12 protein-coding genes, 15 tRNA genes, 3 rRNA genes and 2 pseudogenes are annotated in these 22,294 nt (G+C 40.1%); 28 read left to right on the forward strand and 4 right to left on the reverse strand.

Going from position 1 to position 22,294, the window contains the following annotated elements; genetic code table 11:
- Positions 1-16: 16 nt before the first annotated feature.
- Together NSQ89_RS01620 and NSQ89_RS01625 are read right to left on the reverse strand one after the other, a co-directional pair.
- Positions 17-1,102, reverse strand: coding sequence for an FUSC family protein (locus NSQ89_RS01620; RefSeq protein ID WP_047944910.1), 1,086 nt, complete (start codon positions 1,100-1,102; stop codon positions 17-19).
- 418 nt (positions 1,103-1,520) lie between these two features.
- Positions 1,521-2,825 carry a glutamate-1-semialdehyde 2,1-aminomutase gene (locus NSQ89_RS01625; protein WP_061800640.1) on the reverse strand — a complete coding sequence of 435 codons (1,305 nt, stop codon included), beginning with the start codon at positions 2,823-2,825 and terminating at the stop codon, positions 1,521-1,523.
- A gap of 215 nt (positions 2,826-3,040) precedes the next feature.
- Between NSQ89_RS01625 and NSQ89_RS01630 the strand changes: the two genes are divergently transcribed.
- From NSQ89_RS01630 to NSQ89_RS01735, 22 genes are all read left to right on the forward strand, one after another.
- On the forward strand, positions 3,041-3,445 hold the full coding sequence (locus tag NSQ89_RS01630) for an ion channel (protein ID WP_047944907.1): 405 nt from the start codon (positions 3,041-3,043) through the stop codon (positions 3,443-3,445).
- 69 nt (positions 3,446-3,514) lie between these two features.
- Entirely contained in the window at positions 3,515-3,985 is a 471-nt protein-coding gene (bcp, locus tag NSQ89_RS01635; RefSeq protein ID WP_336044955.1) for a thioredoxin-dependent thiol peroxidase, read from the forward strand.
- Between the two features lie 381 nt (positions 3,986-4,366).
- A complete protein-coding gene (gene perR, locus NSQ89_RS01640; protein WP_016202777.1) occupies positions 4,367-4,810 on the forward strand; it encodes a peroxide-responsive transcriptional repressor PerR in 444 nt (147 codons plus the stop codon).
- A gap of 274 nt (positions 4,811-5,084) precedes the next feature.
- The gene (locus NSQ89_RS01645) at positions 5,085-5,957 is read left to right on the forward strand and encodes a nucleotidyltransferase-like protein (protein WP_047944904.1); all 873 of its coding nucleotides are present in this window, start codon (positions 5,085-5,087) and stop codon (positions 5,955-5,957) included.
- A gap of 292 nt (positions 5,958-6,249) precedes the next feature.
- Positions 6,250-7,797: ribosomal RNA gene (locus tag NSQ89_RS01650) — 16S ribosomal RNA — on the forward strand.
- A gap of 214 nt (positions 7,798-8,011) precedes the next feature.
- Positions 8,012-10,947 (forward strand): 23S ribosomal RNA (locus NSQ89_RS01655).
- Between the two features lie 159 nt (positions 10,948-11,106).
- Positions 11,107-11,223: ribosomal RNA gene (rrf, locus tag NSQ89_RS01660) — 5S ribosomal RNA — on the forward strand.
- Together the 16S, 23S and 5S rRNA genes with 15 tRNA genes alongside form the textbook arrangement of a ribosomal RNA operon.
- 10 nt (positions 11,224-11,233) lie before the next feature.
- Positions 11,234-11,308, forward strand: a tRNA-Asn gene (locus NSQ89_RS01665).
- Between the two features lie 4 nt (positions 11,309-11,312).
- Positions 11,313-11,404 (forward strand) — tRNA-Ser (locus tag NSQ89_RS01670).
- An 18-nt stretch (positions 11,405-11,422) separates the two neighbouring features.
- Positions 11,423-11,497, forward strand: a tRNA-Glu gene (locus NSQ89_RS01675).
- 21 nt (positions 11,498-11,518) lie between these two features.
- A tRNA-Val gene (locus NSQ89_RS01680) sits at positions 11,519-11,594 on the forward strand.
- A gap of 10 nt (positions 11,595-11,604) precedes the next feature.
- A tRNA-Met gene (locus NSQ89_RS01685) sits at positions 11,605-11,678 on the forward strand.
- A gap of 3 nt (positions 11,679-11,681) precedes the next feature.
- Positions 11,682-11,758: transfer RNA gene (locus NSQ89_RS01690), tRNA-Asp, on the forward strand.
- Positions 11,759-11,789: 31 nt separating this feature from the next.
- Positions 11,790-11,862, forward strand: a tRNA-Phe gene (locus NSQ89_RS01695).
- An 11-nt stretch (positions 11,863-11,873) separates the two neighbouring features.
- A tRNA-Tyr gene (locus NSQ89_RS01700) sits at positions 11,874-11,957 on the forward strand.
- Between the two features lie 7 nt (positions 11,958-11,964).
- A tRNA-Trp gene (locus NSQ89_RS01705) sits at positions 11,965-12,038 on the forward strand.
- A 19-nt stretch (positions 12,039-12,057) separates the two neighbouring features.
- A tRNA-His gene (locus tag NSQ89_RS01710) sits at positions 12,058-12,133 on the forward strand.
- A gap of 43 nt (positions 12,134-12,176) precedes the next feature.
- Positions 12,177-12,251: transfer RNA gene (locus NSQ89_RS01715), tRNA-Gln, on the forward strand.
- A 3-nt stretch (positions 12,252-12,254) separates the two neighbouring features.
- Positions 12,255-12,329 (forward strand) — tRNA-Gly (locus NSQ89_RS01720).
- Positions 12,330-12,339: 10 nt separating this feature from the next.
- Positions 12,340-12,413, forward strand: a tRNA-Cys gene (locus tag NSQ89_RS01725).
- Between the two features lie 34 nt (positions 12,414-12,447).
- Positions 12,448-12,533: transfer RNA gene (locus NSQ89_RS01730), tRNA-Leu, on the forward strand.
- A 23-nt stretch (positions 12,534-12,556) separates the two neighbouring features.
- Positions 12,557-12,638, forward strand: a tRNA-Leu gene (locus NSQ89_RS01735).
- A 701-nt stretch (positions 12,639-13,339) separates the two neighbouring features.
- Here NSQ89_RS01735 and NSQ89_RS01740 read toward each other — a convergent pair.
- The gene (locus tag NSQ89_RS01740) at positions 13,340-14,107 is read right to left on the reverse strand and encodes a TVP38/TMEM64 family protein (protein ID WP_341132139.1); all 768 of its coding nucleotides are present in this window, start codon (positions 14,105-14,107) and stop codon (positions 13,340-13,342) included.
- A 159-nt stretch (positions 14,108-14,266) separates the two neighbouring features.
- Here NSQ89_RS01740 and NSQ89_RS01745 point away from each other — a divergent pair, with 159 nt between their 5' ends.
- The 5 genes and pseudogenes from NSQ89_RS01745 to NSQ89_RS01760 all read left to right on the forward strand — a co-directional run bounded on the left by NSQ89_RS01745 (position 14,267) and on the right by NSQ89_RS01760 (position 19,379).
- A complete protein-coding gene (locus NSQ89_RS01745; RefSeq protein WP_047943313.1) occupies positions 14,267-14,959 on the forward strand; it encodes a response regulator transcription factor in 693 nt (230 codons plus the stop codon).
- A complete protein-coding gene (locus NSQ89_RS01750; protein WP_047943312.1) occupies positions 14,952-16,292 on the forward strand; it encodes a HAMP domain-containing sensor histidine kinase in 1,341 nt (446 codons plus the stop codon). Before NSQ89_RS01745 ends, NSQ89_RS01750 begins: the two co-directional genes overlap by 8 nt.
- 353 nt (positions 16,293-16,645) lie before the next feature.
- A pseudogene (locus tag NSQ89_RS25290) lies at positions 16,646-16,760 on the forward strand (protein rep); the annotation flags it as partial.
- Positions 16,761-17,060: 300 nt separating this feature from the next.
- A complete protein-coding gene (gene pssA, locus NSQ89_RS01755; protein WP_047943311.1) occupies positions 17,061-17,582 on the forward strand; it encodes a CDP-diacylglycerol--serine O-phosphatidyltransferase in 522 nt (173 codons plus the stop codon).
- A gap of 12 nt (positions 17,583-17,594) precedes the next feature.
- Positions 17,595-19,379 carry an ABC transporter ATP-binding protein gene (locus NSQ89_RS01760; protein WP_047943310.1) on the forward strand — a complete coding sequence of 595 codons (1,785 nt, stop codon included), beginning with the start codon at positions 17,595-17,597 and terminating at the stop codon, positions 19,377-19,379.
- A gap of 387 nt (positions 19,380-19,766) precedes the next feature.
- Here NSQ89_RS01760 and NSQ89_RS01765 read toward each other — a convergent pair.
- Positions 19,767-19,922, reverse strand: a pseudogene (locus tag NSQ89_RS01765) (choline esterase); the annotation flags it as partial.
- Between the two features lie 318 nt (positions 19,923-20,240).
- Between NSQ89_RS01765 and NSQ89_RS01770 the strand changes: the two are divergent.
- Complete coding sequence (locus tag NSQ89_RS01770) at positions 20,241-22,172, forward strand: DUF2075 domain-containing protein (RefSeq protein WP_047943309.1); 1,932 nt, start codon at positions 20,241-20,243, stop codon at positions 22,170-22,172.
- Positions 22,173-22,294: the final 122 nt, after the last annotated feature.

The following is a 22,294-nucleotide window of genomic DNA, read 5'->3' on the forward strand; positions in this document are numbered from 1 at the left end:
TGGATCCTTTTTTATTTTACTCTTCAATCGTTACATCAGCTTCATGCTGATGATGAACTTGAATGGAAGTGATTAATGTATCTAGATGCTCTACATTCTCGTCATATTCAATAATGGCAGAAACAATTTGCATCATATGATATTGCTTTAATTCTTCTTCATTTTCAAGTACGGATGGTTCTGTCTCTTTATAGTAAAGCATTAACTCTTGGAAAAGCATATTTCGGTCAAGAGAAATGCTGCCTTCTTCAAAAACAACATTTGGCTTTACTTTTCCAATAAATTTAAGCATGACATGTTCATGATGGTGAATAAGGCAGTCAAGCTGCTGTTGAATAATATTTTGAAAATCTTCCGGCAAACTTAATAACTCATTTTCATATCGATGAATCTTTTTCAAGGTTTGAAAAGATTTCTTTAATGTGGCAATCATTTGCCGGTAAATGACTAATTTTCTCGTTTTTAATAAAGTCGTTCTTTTAAAATAATTCCGCTCTTCTTTGTACAGGATATATAACTGATCAATGCGCATTAAACGTTCCGACATTTTATCGATATCATTCTTTAACAGACTATGTTCCGATGCATGTCTAATGTTTAGGCGGATCCATTTTGTTATTTCCTCACTTAAATCGGAAAGTTGATTGTACAATTTATTTTCATACTTAGGTGGTATAAAAATCAGATTGACAGTCGAAGCAGAAAGAATTCCGAGCATTACCGTCGAGAAGCGAATAATCGCAAAGGTAATGAAATCATCTGTAGGTGATTCCATAATGGCAATCAAGGTAACTACAGATAAAGTAATTGTCTTTTCTAAGTGTAATTTTAAGTTGATTGTAATAACAATGATGGCGGCAAGTCCAATAATAAAAACGTTGTTACCAAAGCTTAATACAAAGATGACTGCGATAATAGCACCAATGATATTGCCTTGTACTTGTTCAATGATCGATAAATAAGAACGATAGACAGTTGGCTGTATAGCAAAAATGGCAGAAATTCCTGCGAAAACAGGAGTTGGTGCATTTAAAAGTTGCGCTAGAAATAAAGCTAACACGATGGCGATTCCTGTTTTCAGAACGCGCGCTCCTAATGTCATAAATAAGTGTTCCTTTCATTTAATCTTTCTAACTATTTTCTTATACCCCTTACTTTTTGCGAAAAACACGAAAAGTAAACACAATAATGTACTATACATTGATTAGATGTGAACTTCAATAGACTGATGACTGATTTTTTCTTTTTTCGAAGGATTTTAAAAAAATGGACATATTGTTGTTAAAATTGAAATGGTTTTACATAATAGTAGAGGGTGTAAAACGTTCTAATAGGGGACTGATTTCCGCTGGGGGCGCGGGGCAGGCGGGGAGTCTTCTCGGCGTTCATTCCGCTTCAATCATCTGTGGTGGAATTTTAGAGAGAGCTTATATCTATTTAATTTAAAAGAGGGAAGAGATAGTAGATCACTTTTGTGAAAATAAAAAAGGTCCAGAATTCCTCTGAACCTTTTTCTAAACTTAAAACTTATATTCTTCTTTTAATGCAGCGAACGCTTGGTCAACTGCGTGCAGGGTTGCTTCGATATCTTCTTCTGTATGCGCGATAGTGATGAACCATGCTTCGTATTTGGATGGTGCCAGCATGATTCCTTGTTCTACTAATAGCTTGAAGAAGCGGCCAAACATTTCACTGTCAGTGCTTTCTGCTTGTTTGTAGTTGTAGACCTTCTCGGTAGTAAAGAAGACAGTAAGTGCTCCTTTTAGGCGGTTAATAGTAATTGGAACATTGTATTTGGCAGCTGCTTCTAAAATGCCATTTTCTAATAATGCGCCTAATTTATCGAGATGATCGTATACGCCTTCTTGCTTTAATACTTCTAGACAAGCGATTCCAGCTTGGATGGAGGCTGGATTTCCAGCATGAGTTCCTGCTTGGTATGCTGGTCCAACTGGTGCCACTTGATCCATGATTTCTTTTCTTCCGCCATAAGCGCCGATTGGAAGACCGCCGCCGATTACTTTTCCTAAGGCAGTCAGGTCAGGGTAAACACCTAATAAATCCTGTGCTCCACCGTAAGTAAAGCGGAAAGCAGTAATTACCTCATCATAAATAACAAGTGCGCCTGCTGCGTGTGTTAAATCATTAATTCCCTGTAAAAATCCTTCCACTGGTTCAACAATTCCGAAGTTCCCAACGATTGGCTCGACAAGAACAGCGGCCACTTGATCGCCCCATTTATCCAATGCATCTTTATAGGCATCTAAATCATTGAAAGGAACCGTGATAACGTCTGCAGCAATTACTGCAGGAACACCGGCAGAATCTGGTGTGCCAAGCGTAGAAGGACCTGAACCAGCTGCAACAAGCATTGGATCAGAGTGACCATGATAGCATCCAGCGAATTTGATGACTTTATTTCTGCCAGTATACGCGCGAGCAACACGAATGGTAGTCATTACTGCTTCTGTTCCAGAATTCATAAAACGGATTTTTTCCATGGAAGGAATTGCTTCCTGCAGCATTTTCGCGAATTTCACTTCATGCGGAGTTGGCGTTCCGAATAATAGGCCAGTTTCTGCAGCGCGTGTTACTGCCTTTGTAATATGTGGATGAGCATGTCCTGTAACAATCGGACCGTATGCAGCTAAATAATCGATATATTGATTTCCGTCTACATCAAAGAAGTAAGCACCTTGTCCTCTTTCCATTACAATCGGTGATCCGCCGCCAACCGCCTTATAAGAGCGCGAAGGACTATTGACACCTCCAACAATAATCTCTAAAGCTTCTTCATGCAATCGTTCTGAATTTGTATGTAACATATAAACCTCCTATAAATCGTATCATTCTATAAAAAATACCTTCCCCCATTTTAGCACTTTTTAAAAGAAGTTAAAGGGAAACAGCTTTTTAACCTAAGAGTACCTTTCGTACGTTTTCAATAGGAGAAATGGATAAACGAATAAATAAACAAGACAAGCATAGATATTAATGATAGAGGAATCACATTTATGCAAGGAAGTAAGGAGGTAAGGAAATGTTTTATGTCTTATTAGCACTCATTCTATTTTTTATTGCAATGAGCTTAAAAACACTATTTGTTCCTTACCGCAGAAAAGAAAAATGGGTCTCATTCGAGAATTTTATGTACTTAATCTTTGTCTATATCACCATTATGATTGGCTTTGGTCTAATCTATACATTATTCCAGATGAATGGCATCCCGGTTTATAATGATGGACAGGCGCCTTCTTTAAACTATGATTTCTTTCATACACTCCATACGAGTATTTATTTTAGCGGGGTGACCTTATTTTCCGTAGGGTTTGGTGATTTAATGCCAATTGGTATGGGACGAATGGTTGTCCTTATTGAAGCATTGATTGGATACACGATTCCTGCTGCTTTTGTAGCACGAGCAGTATTTGATCTGAACAACTAGCAAACTGCTTTTCTTGATTCATGGAAGCATTTTAGGTAGGCTTGAATAAAAAAGCAAAGGCGGGATACAATGTCTGTTCATATTGGAGAAGCAGTGCCAGATTTTGAATTAGAAGCAAATAATGGAGAGAAAATAAAATTATCCGATTATCGAGGGAGGAATGTTGTCTTATATTTTTATCCGAAAGATATGACACCAGGATGTACAACAGAAGCATGTGATTTTCGCGATAATCATGAAGATTTCCAAGGATACAACGCAGTAGTACTAGGAGTCAGCCCTGATCCGATTTCAAGACATCAGAAATTTATCGAAAAGCACGAGCTGCCATTCCCATTATTATCGGATGAAAATCATGAAGTAGCGGAAAGCTTTGATGTCTGGAAACTAAAAAAGAATTTCGGAAAAGAGTATATGGGAATTGAAAGATCAACCTTCTTGATCGATAAAGAAGGGAAGCTTGTGAAGGAATGGCGCAAAGTAAAAGTCGCTGGTCATGTAGAAGAAATCAAACAAGCTTTAGAAAAAATCGAAGCCTAATTTTTAAGGTAGGGACTTTTGTCCATTCATTAAAAGCCGAAGAGCATATTGTATAGTGAGCATATACCTCCTCATATATATGTCGGTGGCCAACGAAAGCGTTCGTTGGTCTTTTTTTATGGAGAAAAGGGGAAATGGATAAAACTTCTGGTGAAAAAAGTAAGGTCTCATGCATATAATATAAGTGTATTATCAATAACATCTTAGCATCGACTATTATGTAATAGTATCTATTGTTAAATAATCATTATTGTTTATTCAGATTGTTCATACATCTAGAAAACCGCGCTCTTACAGTAACTGTGTTGACAAAACCCTCCTATTATTAGTACACTATTTATAAACATTATAAAATAAGAATATCTTTTAGAAATGGGGTGCATGTCCGTGGAACATAATGAGTTGCAAGAAGCTCTTGATAAGCTGAAAGAAACAGGAGTGCGCATTACCCCGCAGCGTCATGCGATACTTGAATATTTAATAAGCTCAATGTCACATCCGACTGCCGATGAAATTTATAAAGCACTTGAAGGCAAATTTCCAAATATGAGTGTAGCCACTGTTTATAATAATTTAAGAGTTTTTCGTGAAGTGAATTTAGTAAAGGAACTGACATACGGAGATTCCTCCAGCCGGTTTGATTTTATAACTTCTCACCATTATCATATTATCTGTAAAGAGTGTGGCAAAATAGTTGATTTCCATTATCCAGGACTTGATGAGGTAGAGCAATTTGCCAGCCATGTTTCAGGATTCAAAATCAGCCACCACCGTCTGGAAATTTACGGTACTTGTCCTGATTGTGCTCAAAAAGAAGCGCACTAATGTAGAGAATAGAAGAGGCTGTCTTTTTAAGAGTTACTTTCGTATAAACGTTGTGCGAAGGGAAATCTTAAAAAGATATCCTCTTTTTTCTGTTTAATCGTTGAAACGAGACTGAAATATTATATGGCAGAAATGATAGCAAAAAGTAATTCTATTTTTAAACAAGTTATAGTAAGATTTCATGTATGCCTTGGAAATAGGGCAGGATTTTAAGAGAAAATGTCGAAATAATACGAAACGTATAAAATTTATTCATGGAGATGGAGGAATAACGATGGAAGATATTCTTCGTCCTATATATCAAGAAAGAGCTAGCCAGACAAATACATTGGGCGTATTAATCATTGATAAGAAACAAAACGAAATGACCGTGACCGATACTTTTGATACAGTCATGCTAATTATTGTGAAAGAAGCAGAACAGCCTGTTTTTATCAAGCACTATACATATGCAGATAAGAAAGCGGCTCTACATATTGTTACAGAAAAACAATTAAGAAGCTGGATTTTATTAGGGAATAACAAAAGAATCTTTGAATGGATATACAATGGACGAGTTGTTTTTGATCGTAATGAATTTATTTATCGACTCAAAAATGAGTTGAAAGAATTTCCCGTTAATGAAAGAAAACAAAAAATGGCGCTAGAATTCGCCAAGCTTATTAAACGATATATGGATGGGAAAGCGTTCTTTGAAAATAAACATTATCTGGACGCCTATAATGATATTGTTCATTCCTTACACCATTTAGCTCGATTAGCTGTGATCGAAAATGGATTTCACCCAGAAGTAACGGTATGGAGCCAAGTAAAACAAATGGAGCCAGAAATCTATAAACTATATGTAGAATTAGTAAATAGTGATGAGCCTATTGAAAAGAGACTCGAACTATTATTCTTAGCAAGTGAATTTTTAATTCATTCAAGAATGAGAACAAGCACAAGCTATATACTCGATATATTAAAAGAAAAAGACGCTTGGACATTTAACGAACTGTTAGAAAAAGAAGAGCTGCTTATCTACGCAGTTGATTTAGGAATGTTGATCGAATACTTAATCGATAAGCATTTAATAGAAGTAGTCAACATTTCTACGAAAAGCCCAGGTGTTTATCATCGATGCTATCGTGTTTTAGAAAAAAAATAAAAAAGTTTTAGAAAAAGTGTTGACCATTATCGTAGAATAATGTTATATTAATATCCGTCGCTGAAACAACACGAACTGTTGAAGTAAACGACGGAATAGAATTTCTAAAAAACACTATTGACAATAAAGGTTGATAGATGTTATATTAGGAAAGTCGCTTCCTAAGTGACTAACTAAATTGCTCTTTGAAAACTGAACGAACAAACGTCAACAATAATCGTTTTATAACTAACGTTATAGAATGACAACAAGTAACAAAAAGCTAGAGTTTAGCAATGAGCTAATCAACTCTTTATTGGAGAGTTTGATCCTGGCTCAGGACGAACGCTGGCGGCGTGCCTAATACATGCAAGTCGAGCGGACTTTAAAAGCTTGCTTTTAAAGTTAGCGGCGGACGGGTGAGTAACACGTGGGCAACCTGCCTGTAAGACTGGGATAACTTCGGGAAACCGGAGCTAATACCGGATAATCCTTTTCCTCTCATGAGGAAAAGCTGAAAGACGGTTTACGCTGTCACTTACAGATGGGCCCGCGGCGCATTAGCTAGTTGGTGAGGTAACGGCTCACCAAGGCGACGATGCGTAGCCGACCTGAGAGGGTGATCGGCCACACTGGGACTGAGACACGGCCCAGACTCCTACGGGAGGCAGCAGTAGGGAATCTTCCGCAATGGACGAAAGTCTGACGGAGCAACGCCGCGTGAGTGATGAAGGTTTTCGGATCGTAAAACTCTGTTGTTAGGGAAGAACAAGTACAAGAGTAACTGCTTGTACCTTGACGGTACCTAACCAGAAAGCCACGGCTAACTACGTGCCAGCAGCCGCGGTAATACGTAGGTGGCAAGCGTTGTCCGGAATTATTGGGCGTAAAGCGCGCGCAGGCGGTCCTTTAAGTCTGATGTGAAAGCCCACGGCTCAACCGTGGAGGGTCATTGGAAACTGGGGGACTTGAGTGCAGAAGAGAAGAGTGGAATTCCACGTGTAGCGGTGAAATGCGTAGAGATGTGGAGGAACACCAGTGGCGAAGGCGACTCTTTGGTCTGTAACTGACGCTGAGGCGCGAAAGCGTGGGGAGCAAACAGGATTAGATACCCTGGTAGTCCACGCCGTAAACGATGAGTGCTAAGTGTTAGAGGGTTTCCGCCCTTTAGTGCTGCAGCAAACGCATTAAGCACTCCGCCTGGGGAGTACGGCCGCAAGGCTGAAACTCAAAGGAATTGACGGGGGCCCGCACAAGCGGTGGAGCATGTGGTTTAATTCGAAGCAACGCGAAGAACCTTACCAGGTCTTGACATCCTCTGACACTCCTAGAGATAGGACGTTCCCCTTCGGGGGACAGAGTGACAGGTGGTGCATGGTTGTCGTCAGCTCGTGTCGTGAGATGTTGGGTTAAGTCCCGCAACGAGCGCAACCCTTGATCTTAGTTGCCAGCATTCAGTTGGGCACTCTAAGGTGACTGCCGGTGACAAACCGGAGGAAGGTGGGGATGACGTCAAATCATCATGCCCCTTATGACCTGGGCTACACACGTGCTACAATGGATGGTACAAAGGGCAGCAAAACCGCGAGGTCGAGCAAATCCCATAAAACCATTCTCAGTTCGGATTGTAGGCTGCAACTCGCCTACATGAAGCTGGAATCGCTAGTAATCGCGGATCAGCATGCCGCGGTGAATACGTTCCCGGGCCTTGTACACACCGCCCGTCACACCACGAGAGTTTGTAACACCCGAAGTCGGTGGGGTAACCTTTTGGAGCCAGCCGCCTAAGGTGGGATAGATGATTGGGGTGAAGTCGTAACAAGGTAGCCGTATCGGAAGGTGCGGCTGGATCACCTCCTTTCTAAGGAAAATGGAATTTACATTCCATCAAAGATTGTTGACGATTTGATTGTTCAGTTTTGAGGGAGCAATTCCTCAAAATGATAGGCTGAATAAGCCTGATTGTTCCTTGAAAACTAGATTATGTAAGAACCAAGAAAGAAACCGAGTAATCGCCATCTTAGATTCTCTATTTTAAATAGAAGAATTAAAAAAACTAAGGCTTTAAGCCAATTAGTTAAGTTAGAAAGGGCGCATGGTGGATGCCTTGGCACTAGGAGCCGATGAAGGACGGGATTAACACCGATATGCTTTGGGGAGCTGTAAGTAAGCTTTGATCCAGAGATTTCCGAATGGGGAAACCCTCTATCCGTAATGGGATAGAATCTTTACCTGAATACATAGGGTACTGAAGGCAGACCCGGGGAACTGAAACATCTAAGTACCCGGAGGAAGAGAAAGCAAACGCGATTCCCTGAGTAGCGGCGAGCGAAACGGGATTAGCCCAAACCAAGAGGCTTGCCTCTTGGGGTTGTAGGACACTCTATATGGAGTTACAAAGGAACGGGGTAGACGAATCGATCTGGAAAGGTCAGTCGTAGAAGGTAAAAACCCTGTAGTCGAAACTTCGTTCCCTCTTGAGTGTATCCTGAGTACGGCGGGACACGAGAAATCCCGTCGGAAGCAGGGAGGACCATCTCCCAAGGCTAAATACTCCCTAGTGACCGATAGTGAACCAGTACCGTGAGGGAAAGGTGAAAAGCACCCCGGAAGGGGAGTGAAATAGATCCTGAAACCGTGTGCCTACAAGTAGTTAGAGCCCATTTATGGGTGATAGCGTGCCTTTTGTAGAATGAACCGGCGAGTTACGATTACATGCGAGGTTAAGTTGAAGAGACGGAGCCGCAGCGAAAGCGAGTCTGAATAGGGCGAAATAGTATGTGGTTGTAGACCCGAAACCAGGTGATCTACCCATGTCCAGGGTGAAGTCCAGGTAACACTGGATGGAGGCCCGAACCCACGCACGTTGAAAAGTGCGGGGATGAGGTGTGGGTAGCGGAGAAATTCCAATCGAACTTGGAGATAGCTGGTTCTCTCCGAAATAGCTTTAGGGCTAGCCTCAAGATTTAGAGTATTGGAGGTAGAGCACTGTTTGGACTAGGGGCCCCCATCGGGTTACCGAATTCAGACAAACTCCGAATGCCAAATACTTATTCTTGGGAGTCAGACTACGAGTGATAAGATCCGTGGTCAAGAGGGAAACAGCCCAGACCACCAGCTAAGGTCCCAAAGTATACGTTAAGTGGAAAAGGATGTGGAGTTGCTTAGACAACCAGGATGTTGGCTTAGAAGCAGCCACCATTTAAAGAGTGCGTAATAGCTCACTGGTCGAGTGACTCTGCGCCGAAAATGTACCGGGGCTAAACGTATCACCGAAGCTGTGGATTGACATCTATGATGTCAGTGGTAGGAGAGCGTTCTAAGGGCGTTGAAGCTAGACCGTAAGGACTGGTGGAGCGCTTAGAAGTGAGAATGCCGGTATGAGTAGCGAAAGATGAGTGAGAATCTCATCCACCGAATGCCTAAGGTTTCCTGAGGAAGGCTCGTCCGCTCAGGGTTAGTCGGGACCTAAGCCGAGGCTGAAAAGCGTAGGCGATGGACAACAGGTTGATATTCCTGTACCACCTTTAAATCGTTTGAGCAATGGGGGGACGCAGGAGGATAGGGTAAGCGTGCTGTTGGATTAGCACGTCCAAGCAGTTAGGCTGGTAATGAGGCAAATCCCATTACCACATAAGCGGAGCTGTGACGGCGAGGGAAATATAGTACCGAAGTTCCTGATTCCACACTGCCAAGAAAAGCCTCTAGCGAGATTTAGGGTGCCCGTACCGCAAACCGACACAGGTAGGCGAGGAGAGAATCCTAAGGTGAGCGAGAGAACTCTCGTTAAGGAACTCGGCAAAATGACCCCGTAACTTCGGGAGAAGGGGTGCTCTTGCGGGTGCAAGCCTGCGAGAGCCGCAGTGAATAGGCCCAGGCGACTGTTTAGCAAAAACACAGGTCTCTGCGAAGCCGCAAGGCGAAGTATAGGGGCTGACACCTGCCCGGTGCTGGAAGGTTAAGAGGAGGGGTTAGCACGTTAGTGCGAAGCTCTGAATTGAAGCCCCAGTAAACGGCGGCCGTAACTATAACGGTCCTAAGGTAGCGAAATTCCTTGTCGGGTAAGTTCCGACCCGCACGAAAGGTGTAACGATCTGGGCACTGTCTCAACGAGAGACTCGGTGAAATTATAGTACCTGTGAAGATGCAGGTTACCCGCGACAGGACGGAAAGACCCCGTGGAGCTTTACTGCAGCCTGATATTGAATTTTGGTACAGCTTGTACAGGATAGGTAGGAGCCTTGGAAGCCGGAGCGCCAGCTTCGGTGGAGGCATTGGTGGGATACTACCCTGGCTGTATTGACATTCTAACCCGCACCCCTGATCGGGGTGGGAGACAGTGTCAGGTGGGCAGTTTGACTGGGGCGGTCGCCTCCTAAAAAGTAACGGAGGCGCCCAAAGGTTCCCTCAGAATGGTTGGAAATCATTCGTAGAGTGTAAAGGCACAAGGGAGCTTGACTGCGAGACCTACAAGTCGAGCAGGGACGAAAGTCGGGCTTAGTGATCCGGTGGTTCCGCATGGAAGGGCCATCGCTCAACGGATAAAAGCTACCCCGGGGATAACAGGCTTATCTCCCCCAAGAGTCCACATCGACGGGGAGGTTTGGCACCTCGATGTCGGCTCATCGCATCCTGGGGCTGTAGTCGGTCCCAAGGGTTGGGCTGTTCGCCCATTAAAGCGGTACGCGAGCTGGGTTCAGAACGTCGTGAGACAGTTCGGTCCCTATCCGTCGTGGGCGTAGGAAATTTGAGAGGAGCTGTCCTTAGTACGAGAGGACCGGGATGGACGCACCGCTGGTGTACCAGTTGTCTTGCCAAAGGCATCGCTGGGTAGCTATGTGCGGAAGGGATAAGTGCTGAAAGCATCTAAGCATGAAGCCCCCCTCAAGATGAGATTTCCCATAGCGCAAGCTAGTAAGATCCCTGAAAGATGATCAGGTTGATAGGTCAGAGGTGGAAGCGTGGCGACATGTGGAGCTGACTGATACTAATAGATCGAGGACTTAACTAAAATGAAAAGCGGAAACGCCTGTTTATCGGCGATAAGCTGGACAAAATGATTACTTGTTTCTTTCTTCTTACCATAATCTAGTTTTCAGGGAATAATTTTCTAAAATTATACTTGAAAAAATCTCAAAAACATGTATAATAAAATATGTCTTGAGAAAAGTCTGGTGGCGATAGCGAGAAGGTCACACCCGTTCCCATACCGAACACGGAAGTTAAGCTTCTCAGCGCCGATGGTAGTTGGGGGTTCTCCCCCTGTGAGAGTAGGACGTCGCCAGGCATACCATTATTCCGCAGTAGCTCAGTGGTAGAGCATTCGGCTGTTAACCGAACGGTCGTAGGTTCGAGTCCTACCTGCGGAGCCATATTGGAGAGCTGTCCGAGTGGCCGAAGGAGCACGATTGGAAATCGTGTAGGCGGGTAACCCTGTCTCAAGGGTTCAAATCCCTTGCTCTCCGCCATTATAACTTTTCAAATATGGCCCATTGGTCAAGCGGTTAAGACACCGCCCTTTCACGGCGGTAACACGGGTTCGAATCCCGTATGGGTCACCAATACATACCATTATACTTTATGGAGGATTAGCTCAGCTGGGAGAGCATCTGCCTTACAAGCAGAGGGTCGGCGGTTCGATCCCGTCATCCTCCACCATTATTATTATCGCGGGGTGGAGCAGTCTGGTAGCTCGTCGGGCTCATAACCCGAAGGTCGCAGGTTCAAATCCTGTCCCCGCAATCTGGTCCGGTAGTTCAGTTGGTTAGAATGCCTGCCTGTCACGCAGGAGGTCGCGGGTTCGAGTCCCGTCCGGACCGCCATTTTTTCAAAAAATAAATAGCATTAAGTTATGGCTCAGTAGCTCAGTCGGTAGAGCAAAGGACTGAAAATCCTTGTGTCGGCGGTTCGATTCCGTCCTGAGCCACCTTTTATGTCGGAGGGGTAGCGAAGTGGCTAAACGCGGCGGACTGTAAATCCGCTCCTTCGGGTTCGGCGGTTCGAATCCGTCCCCCTCCACCATTCATCTAGGGGTATAGTTTAAAGGTAGAACGAAGGTCTCCAAAACCTTTGGTGTGGGTTCGATTCCTACTACCCCTGCCAATTTCAATTAAATATTATGGCGGATATGGCGAAGTGGTTAACGCATCGGATTGTGGCTCCGACACTCGTGGGTTCGATTCCCATTATTCGCCCCATTTATTTTGACACTTTTTTTATTTTATTGCATATATATAGTATTGGGCTATAGCCAAGCGGTAAGGCAACGGACTTTGACTCCGTCACTCGTTGGTTCGAATCCAGCTAGCCCAGCCATTCGCGGAAGTAGTTCAGTGGTAGAACACCACCTTGCCAAGGTGGGGGTCGCGGGTTCGAATCCCGTCTTCCGCTCCAATATATTTATGGCGGCATAGCCAAGTGGTAAGGCAGAGGTCTGCAAAACCTTTACCACCGGTTCGAATCCGGTTGCCGCCTCCATAATCGTTTATAATTTAAATTTGTTACATATCATGCCGGGGTGGCGGAACTGGCAGACGCACAGGACTTAAAATCCTGCGGTAGGTGACTACCGTACCGGTTCGATTCCGGTCCTCGGCATTACCCAAACAAATTATAAACGCGCCGGTGTGGCGGAATTGGCAGACGCGCACGACTCAAAATCGTGTTCCTTCTGGAGTGTCGGTTCGACCCCGACCACCGGTATCATCAGATTAATTTATGTCAAGATTAATCGCTAAATAAAGCTCGCAAATGTTGTTAAGTCAACGTTTGTGGGCTTTATTTGTTTTTAGAGCACAAGATAGAAAACGATAAGATACGATATCTTTTTACACAAGCTGTTAGTCAAAATCGAGTGATCTGGCACTTTGTAGAGCTTCTTAACGGTAGTATCAATAAGGGTATAAAAAGTATGAAATGTTATCAATAACATATTAAAAGATGCTTGCCGCTAAATAAAAAAATGTGAACTTATGTAGAATTATTAGTTGTAATTATACAATCTAGGTATGTTTATCATTCCGTATTATACATTTCTGTACCTTCATGGACCAATAGACCCTACTAATTGTGATGGCTATAATTCCTCTAATTCAACTTTTGAAAGTAGTATGAATGGGTACAGTCAGTTTTACTAAAAATTGTTGCATTATATTTTTCCTCTATTTAAAGGGTTTTCTGTACTTGCAACTATTGGGATATTATTTTTTTATATCAATTGATAAAGCCCCAAACAAGTTGGCCTAGAAATCACTTGAATAAGCATAATTAGGTATCTACAATGATTAGGGCTATTCCTTGCGTGCGTTTGTGATTCCATCGATTTTACGCTCCACCAATAATTGCAAAAATAAAAATCGGTAGGTATTCTTTCTTTGCAAAATAATTGTTTCTTTGTATTCGATTTATTCTCCTTTTTTTGTACACAAACTTTCCTTTTTGTTAATGCTGAGGTTTACCTTGGACTTGGCAGAATGACTTGTCCCTTTTGTTTTCTTCACATTGGAGAATCGATCCATCATTTTATCTTTATAGATATATCCGAGAATAAAACCAATAACAGCGATAACCGATATGATAATGGCTATGCTATATTGCTGCATATGAATGGTGGACCCCAAAGCGTCAGATGCAATAATCCACGGCAGACGACCAACTATAAGTATGGTGAAGAATCTTAATGAACTCATGGATGTAAGAGCGGCCACAAATACAAGCAGGTCTTTCGGCAAACCTGGAATCACGAAAAAGATAAATAAAAAGATAGAAAACTTTTTCTCATCCTGTATTAACGACATCCACTTATATTTTTTCTTTTGCAGTAGCTTTGAAATATAATCGCGCCCGATAAATCGAGTGAAATAAAAAGCAATCGCTGAGCCTATTATTAAGCCGATTGTAGTATATAAGGATCCTAATGTAACCCCGTAAATATAACCGCCTGCAACCTGTACGACTTCTCCTGGAATAGGCGCAACCACGATCTGAAGAATCTGAAATAAAATAAACATGACCGGTCCCCAATTACCTGTTGAATGAATAAACGCCCTAAAATTGTTCATGGACGACATAATCTTAATAATGGTAGGAGAATAATAGATCAAACCAATAGACAATATGAGAGTTAGACCTAATAGTATTGTTACGATTGTTTTTTTTGAAAGTTGTGGCATAGCTTAAAACTCCTTTATGTAATTACTTCTACCTGTTTGTAGTATAGAATGGATAAATTAAGAGTTACATACATAATTTCTGAAGAATTCTTAAGTCGACTGTATTTACTGGTAGTTGCACAAAACGACTATTATACTGATATTAGACGAGGTGATCAGATGAACAAGCAAATCTTAATTGCTGATGATAACAGTGAAATCCGAGAAATTGTAAGGATTTTGTTAGAAAGTGAGAATTATGAAGTGATTGAAGCGATAGATGGTCAGGATGCGATTAATAAAGTAAATGAAGAGACAGATCTCATTATTTTAGATATGATGATGCCCAATAAATCAGGGCTGAAGGCGTGTTTGGAAATTCGTGAAAAAACAAGCGCACCGATCTTATTTCTTACTGCGAAAACGCAGGATTCGGACAAACAATTGGCCTTCTCTTCAGGTAGTGATGACTTTTTGTCCAAACCTTTTTCTTATACAGAACTCGTTTCGAGAGTGAAGGCTTTACTGCGGAGATATTATGTCTATCGTGGCAAGGAGAAGACTGAGGAAACGGAGCATATTATCATTAAGGATCTTACGATTTACCAGGATGCAAAGACTGTATTTGTTGGAGAGAAGGAAATCACTTTGACTGAAATTGAATACCAGATTTTGCTGCTGTTAGCTAAGAAACGACGTAAGGTGTTTTCGGCAGAAAACATATATGAAAGTGTTTGGGGGCAACCCTACTTTTATACCTGTAATAACACAGTTATGGTCCATATTCGTAATTTGAGAAGTAAGCTGGAAGATGACCCGCAGAACCCTAAATATGTAAAGACTGTTTGGGGAAAGGGGTACAAAATTGAATAGATTACTAATGGGGAAAAAACTTAAGATCAAGCTCGTTTTGGCAGTTTTAATTTCCTCAGCTATTTCTTTAAGTGTTTTCGGCATTTTACAAGTCGTTGGCGAGAAAGTGTTAAATAGTTATTTAAGCAAATCCGCTTTTATGGAAAATAGGCAGCAAGACGCGCTTGAACGATTCGAAGAGTTTGTGAATAGCAAAAAAGTGTCCACTCGTGATCGGGAGCAATTGTCTGAATGGATAAATAATGAGCGATATTTGAATCTGTATATTTTTGCAAAAGAGAAATTAATTTTCTCATCAAATAAAGAGGTTGATCCTGCTATTAACGAAGAGCTACTAACTCGATTTACGCCTTCGGAAATACCTACTACCGTCCATTTTGCGGATCAAGATGCCCAGATCTACTTGGTTGGCCTTTATGAGTATCAATACTATAATCTCATTTTGTTTATTGGTATTTTCATAGCAGCCATTATATTCATTATCTCCTTCTTACTGATAATTAATAAGAAAACATCTTATATTGGAGTACTTGAACAAGAGATCAAAATACTTGAAGGTGGAAATTTAGATTATTCAATTACTATTTCTGGAAAGGATGAATTATCCTCTTTGGCCCAAAGTATTGATGAGATGAGGAAATCATTTGCCGAGCGACTCGGCAGTGAGGAGAGGATGAGGATGGCCAATCGCGAATTGATCACGGCAATTTCCCACGATTTACGCACTCCACTTACAATTTTGCTGGGGTATATGGATATCATCGAGCTTAACAAGTATAAGACTCATGAGGATTTGCTGCAATATATCCATAATAGCCGGGAAAAGGCCTATCAAATCAAAGCGCTATCGGACAAACTATTCGAATATTTTACGGTGTCCTCTGCCGCTGAAGAAGAGGAAGTGGAATTTGAATTATATGAGGGCAGAGCGCTTATCGATCAACTCATTGATGAGCAACTGGTGGTTATGGATAATTTAGATATTCAAGTTCAAGCAGATCCATATGATGAGCAATTTTTACTGGAAATCAATTTGGTCGCTATACGCCGTGTATTTGATAATATATTTTCAAATATTCGAAAGTATGCCGATCCGATGCATCCCATTCATATTCAGGTTTCCTTGAAACAACAATGGGTCGATCTTAGGTTCGAGAATAAAATTTTACGTGAAGCCGAAAAGGAAGATAGCAACAAAATTGGGCTCGTTAGTTGCCAGAAAATAATACAGAAGCACAACGGGACGTTGAACGTATCGGTACGAAAAGATACTTTTTTGCTACAGGTAACGTTACCTGTCATTTTAAATAAAACAGCACAGACTTTTGAATGATTTTGGGGCATCCAACTTGTCACTGGAACCAAAATCAGTTGTTTCCGAGTCAAGGAGGGAATGGGGCTTCACTCTCCGCTGTTTGAATTTGTATCTAAATAAATTAATCTCTAACATAAGGAGTTAAACTATTTTTTTATTGAAGCTGTGTTTATGTTCTGTATGTTTTATCTCTATGTGTTGATATATTCAATGAATTATCAGGAGATTGTTATAAAGAATAATGGTGTGTTCTTGGTAGCCTTATTCTTATTTGTTCTATACTTGTTGATAAATGTAGTGTATATAGCTTCAAAGTAGATATATAGATCCATGATGATAAAGGTGCAGAAGAAAAACAATTGAGAAAATAAATCCATAAGGGACAGAACCGTGGTGAAGCAACAGGACGGCGATCTGGTTAAGATTGCAAATGGAGCGTTCGAGGTCATGGTTTATCAGCATCCTGGCATTAAGAATTATATAATCAATAAAAGCAGACTGGTTGATGGTCTGCTTTTATTATTTCTTTCATATCAATGCTCCTTTTCCATTTATCATTCAGTTGTACTAACAAGTTGTTAAATTAGCTACCCATAAAATGTAAATACTAAGCGACTTAAGAATTCTTAAGAATTATGAACCCCCCATCTTAAGAAATCTCCCATAATCTTATATATCATAAGCAAACAGGAAAGGGTAGATTACAGTGCGAAAACGATTTAACCAGATTACCAAATATCAATAAATGGGAGTCATAATAAAATTCATTATTAGTGAGGAGAACCTATGTTTATAAAGAATATTCCCAATCTGCTTACCTTTGTAAATTTGTCATTTGGGGTACTTTCAATTGTCGAGGTTATTAATCAAAATTACTTCGCAAGTGCCATATATATTATTATTGCAGCATTTATAGATCGATACGATGGAAGAATCGCTAGACGATTAGATGTTTGTAGTGAATTCGGTAAAGAATTGGATTCCTTGTCCGATTTGGTTTCCTTTGGGATTGCTCCAGCTTTACTTGTTTATTTTAAATTTAACTTTGATGATCTTGGCAAGCTGAGACTTGTAGGTATAGTTGCTCTATTGTTATACGTCGTCAGCGGTTCATATAGATTAGCACAATTTAATATCAAAGAGTTTGAGGGTATCTTTCGTGGAATTCCAATAACCGTGGCAGGTTTTATTCTGTCCATTTACTCGGTAATTGCACCAAGCACGAATAATTTAACACTTATATCGGTGATTTCATTATTTGCTTTTTCCTATTTAATGGTATCCAGTATAAAATTTAAAAAAATATAGTAAGGAGTAATTATGAGCAATCAAGAGAAATTTACAAATATTCGCGAGCGTGACAACTCTTTAAATAAAACCGGTCTACGCTATTTAGCGAAGCTTTTATTTTCTACAGAAGTTCCCAAGCTGGTTCTAAGCATAGCCCTTATTTTAAGCATTATCAGTTCATTTGTGGGGTTGATTGTTCCGATAGCTACTGGAAAAATAATTGACCAATTTCGTTTGGAATTAATAAATGCCACTACGATTATACAGCTTGTCTTTATCTTTATTTTGCAAGCCGTATCAAGTGGATTCTCATACTATCTGTTAGCTTATGTTGGAAATAGAATGGTCAATCAATTGCGTAAAAAGCTTTGGGAAAAGATGCTTCATTTACAGATGAGTTTCTTTGATCGCTACCGCTCTGCGGATCTTATGAGTCGCATCGCAAACGATACAAATGAGATTAAATCACTCATTACCGATCACTTCATCAACTTTATTTCCAACTTGATTACAGTTATTGGTGCAGTGGCCATGTTATTTTATTTAGATTGGCAAATGACGTTAATCATTATGTTGGTATTACCTATTAGTTTAGCCGTAATGATGCCGATGGGGAATAAGATGTATGCAAATTCCGTGCGTTTACAGGAACATTTGGCAGCACTATCCTCGACGCTGTCCCAAATCATTGGGGAAATGAGACTGGTTAAGGCTTCTAACTCGGAGAGAAAAGAACTAAAAAACGGTGAAGCTAACATGGATGATTTATTTCAATCGGAAATGAAAGAAGCTCGGGTTAATGCAGTATTGATGCCATTGATGACATTAATTATGATTGTGCTACTAGTTGTAATTATCGGTTATGGCGGAGTGCGTGTTTCTTCGGGAGCTCTTACTGCAGGGAAACTTGTAGCATATATATTACTTTTGTTTCAAATTATGATGCCTGTTGAACAGTTTGGAGCATTTTTTTCGAATTTAAAAAAAGTAATGGGATCGACAGAGAGGCTAAGGCTTATCTTGGAACAGCCCCTCGAAGCTGACAACAAAAAGGATGTGATGCCGGACAAGCATAATATCTTAGAGTTTCGCGAGGTTTGCTTTGGTTATGAAAGAGATAAGCAAATCTTGCTAAATGCTTCTTTTACGATACCAGATCGTAAAGTAACTGCTTTTGTTGGTCCTAGCGGAAGCGGAAAAACAACCATTTTTTCGCTTATTGAGAGATTTTATGATCCGGAAACTGGAAACATATATTGGGGTGATACGCCAATCGACTCTTTTTCACTCCATGATTGGCGCAAAAAAATTGGTTATGTGTCTCAAGAAAGCTCTCTTATATCAGGTACAATCCGAGAAAATATTATCTATGGGCGAGAAGACGAAGTGAGTGAGTTGGAGATGATGAATGTAGCCCGACTTGCATATGCCCATGATTTCATTGACGCTTTACCAAGAAAGTATGAAACAGAGGTAGGAGAAAGAGGAATTCAGCTATCAGGCGGACAACGCCAGCGTATAGCTATTGCTCGTGCTTTGTTGCGACAACCGGATATTTTGCTGTTAGATGAAGCAACCGCTAGCTTGGACAGTGACTCAGAACATGAGGTCCAAAAGGCACTGCATTATTTGATGCAAGATCGTACAACCATTGTAATTGCACATAGATTATCGACAGTTGTACATGCGGATCAAATTATTGTATTTGAGTATGGACATGTTACAGGAGTTGGAAAACATGAAGAATTACTTCAGACACACCCTTCTTATGCTGCATGGGCAAATAAGCAATTTCAAGGTATACAGAGACTATAAACTATAAGCATGTTCGCTGAAATTTTCAAAAACCTATATTTTTACTTGGTGAAATTGCCACGGAAATCATCACTTCGCTGTTTAGGGCTGAATTAATTGATGAAAGGATTACCAAAGCCAAGAACAAGAATTTGTACTGATTACCCGAATGGATAAGAACGTGTTCTTATTGCCTATTAGACGTACTTTTGATCGTTATTTGCTTGTTAATTCATTAAACTTACGGGCAGTATTGTCAATTTGTAATTTATATTGGACATTCTTAAAACTCATTTTCCTTTAGAATAAATAAATAGACAAGAGCCGATAACTATGTAATAGTGCTATCGGCTTTGTGTCTGTACAGCTAGCTATTTGATAAGCGCTTAACTCAGCTTATCGGTTATGTCACTTATTGCTGGTCTTTTTGATTAAGTCCACGCCGTCGTATGCCAAATTTTCTAGATTCGCATCTTTCTGCAGTATGTAATGGTCAAAAAAGTTCTTAGTATAGTCTGTAACAAGATTTCGCATCTCCATAGCATCCCGTTTGCCTCTGAGTTCTTACCGATAAAATGTTCCGGGGTGCATAGACAAACTATCTAAAACCATCTTCATAGTAATATCTTCGTAAAGATTATCCTCAAAAAGATGCATAGCGCTATTAGATGCCTTGCTTCATTTAAACGAAAAATTTTTGGCATAGAATCCTCCATTATTACTTGATGTGTGAATCTATTCACACGTCAAGTAATAATGGAGTTTAGGAATTGTGTTGTAGACAAATTATTTATTCTGTTGTTTTTTCTCTAATCTAAAAGAATTCAAATTTCTATGGTAAAATATTCTCATTAATATAGAACTGTTTTCGGAGGTCCATAAATGATCGTCTATGAAGCTAATAAACAAGAATTTCTTGAACATGTTGATAAAGATGTTCTTGTTTCCCATATACTCACTCAATTTGAATTGAAACTAGGACATACAAGTGAGTCGGAAATTCGTTCTTGGGATAATTCGATGTTACATATGTATCGTGTTTTAAATGATCCATTAATCCCGAATGATGCAGGGATTGCAATTGAATATAAGATTCCCTATACATCCAAAAGAGTGGATTTTCTTTTATCTGGACATGATGGTGAGAAAGATTCTGTGGTTATTGTCGAATTGAAGCAATGGTCAGAAGTACAAAAGGTTGAGGGGAAAGAGGCTATTGTTAAAACGGCCTTAAACCGTGGTTTGCATGAAGTAACTCATCCTTCTTACCAAGCGTGGTCCTATGCTGCACTAATTGAAGATTACAATGAAAATGTACAAGAGCAATTCATTCAATTAAAGCCATGTGCATATTTACATAATTATCGAATTCGTGATAATGATCCATTAACAGATGAACATTATGATTATTATCTTAACCTTGCCCCTGTTTATGCCAAAGGGGAAGTGGAAAAGCTCCGAAATTTTATAAAGAAATATATAAAATTTGGAGATCAGAAAGAAATTCTATATCAAATGGAACAAGGGAGAATTCGACCTTCCAAATCACTTCAGGATTCATTATCGAATATGCTAAATGGTAACCCAGAGTTTGTGATGATTGATGAACAAAAGGTGTTTTATGAAACCGCACTTCAATTAGCAAAAAAGGCCATAAAGACGGATACAAAGCAAGTTATGATAATTGAAGGCGGACCAGGCACTGGGAAATCCGTATTGGCTGTCAACTTGTTAGTGGCATTGACGAATAAAACAATGACTTGTCAATATGTCACAAAAAATTCAGCCCCCCGCAATGTTTACTCTACTAAGTTGAAGGGTGACTTTAGAAAAACAAGAATTGATAATTTATTCAAAGGTTCTGGAAGCTATACAGAATCGGAAAAAGATGAATTGGATGTATTGATTGTTGATGAAGCTCATAGATTAAATGAGAAATCTGGGATGTTTCAAAATCTAGGGGAGAACCAGGTAAAGGAAATCATCCATACTGCTAGAATGTCTATATTTTTTATTGATGAAAATCAGCGAGTAACGCTGAAGGATATCGGAAGTGTTGAGATGATAATGCAATTTGCTAAAGAATACGGTGCAGAAGTTACAACAGGTGTATTATCTTCACAGTTTAGATGTGATGGCTCAGATGGATATATTGCCTGGCTAGATGATGTATTGCAAATACGTGAAACAGCAAATGCGAATGATATGGGATTAGACTATGATTTCAAAGTGTTCTCTAGTCCAAATGAAATGAAAGCAGAAATTGAGAAGAGTAATAAAATCAATAACAAATCTAGAATTGTTTCCGGATATTGTTGGGAATGGCCTAAGGATAATCGGATGAATTCCAACTTCCATGATATTAAAATTGAAGAGCATAATTTCGGAATCAGCTGGAACTTGGATAGCTCTACAACATGGGCTATTGATGAAAATTCTGTGCATGAAGCAGGATGTATACATACGTGTCAGGGATTAGAATTTGATTATGTTGGAGTTATAATTGGTGATGATTTGCGATATGAAAATGGAGAAGTTATAACGGATTATACAAAAAGAGCAAAAACAGATCAATCACTGAAGGGGATTAAGAAAATGCTTAAAGAATCTCCTGAAGAGGCTCGAGAAATAGCAGATAAAATTATTCGTAACACGTATCGCACATTAATGACTAGAGGACAAAAGGGCTGCTATATCTTTTGTACTGACAAGAAATTAGAAGAATACTTTAGAACTCGTTTGATGAGAGAAAGCGTATATAGTGAAGAGGCATATGGAAATATCAAAATTGCTGAGGAGAAGGAAAGTTATTAAAGAATAGGTAGTGGGTATCCAAAGGGCTATGGCTTTTTGGATATTTTTCATCAATCTTTTTAAACCACAGGATATGCCTGTATGCAAATGACTTGTAGAATTATACTAGAAAAAACTTCAAA

This window comes from Niallia sp. FSL R7-0648 (assembly GCF_038007005.1).
Taxonomy (GTDB): Bacteria; Bacillota; Bacilli; order Bacillales; family Cytobacillaceae; genus Niallia; species Niallia circulans.

Excerpts from the sequence above, each read along its gene's own strand:
- NSQ89_RS01620 (WP_047944910.1), bottom strand. The coding sequence starts at position 1,102 with ATGACATTAGGAGCGCGCGTTCTGAAAACAGGAATCGCCATCGTGTTA.
- pssA (WP_047943311.1), top strand. The coding sequence starts at position 17,061 with ATGTTTATAAAGAATATTCCCAATCTGCTTACCTTTGTAAATTTGTCA.
- perR (WP_016202777.1), top strand. The coding sequence starts at position 4,367 with ATGTCCGTGGAACATAATGAGTTGCAAGAAGCTCTTGATAAGCTGAAA.
- NSQ89_RS01745 (WP_047943313.1), top strand. The coding sequence starts at position 14,267 with ATGAACAAGCAAATCTTAATTGCTGATGATAACAGTGAAATCCGAGAA.
- bcp (WP_336044955.1), top strand. The coding sequence starts at position 3,515 with ATGTCTGTTCATATTGGAGAAGCAGTGCCAGATTTTGAATTAGAAGCA.
- NSQ89_RS01760 (WP_047943310.1), top strand. The coding sequence starts at position 17,595 with ATGAGCAATCAAGAGAAATTTACAAATATTCGCGAGCGTGACAACTCT.
- NSQ89_RS01645 (WP_047944904.1), top strand. The coding sequence starts at position 5,085 with ATGGAAGATATTCTTCGTCCTATATATCAAGAAAGAGCTAGCCAGACA.
- NSQ89_RS01630 (WP_047944907.1), top strand. The coding sequence starts at position 3,041 with ATGTTTTATGTCTTATTAGCACTCATTCTATTTTTTATTGCAATGAGC.
- NSQ89_RS01625 (WP_061800640.1), bottom strand. The coding sequence starts at position 2,825 with ATGTTACATACAAATTCAGAACGATTGCATGAAGAAGCTTTAGAGATT.
- NSQ89_RS01770 (WP_047943309.1), top strand. The coding sequence starts at position 20,241 with ATGATCGTCTATGAAGCTAATAAACAAGAATTTCTTGAACATGTTGAT.
- NSQ89_RS01740 (WP_341132139.1), bottom strand. The coding sequence starts at position 14,107 with ATGCCACAACTTTCAAAAAAAACAATCGTAACAATACTATTAGGTCTA.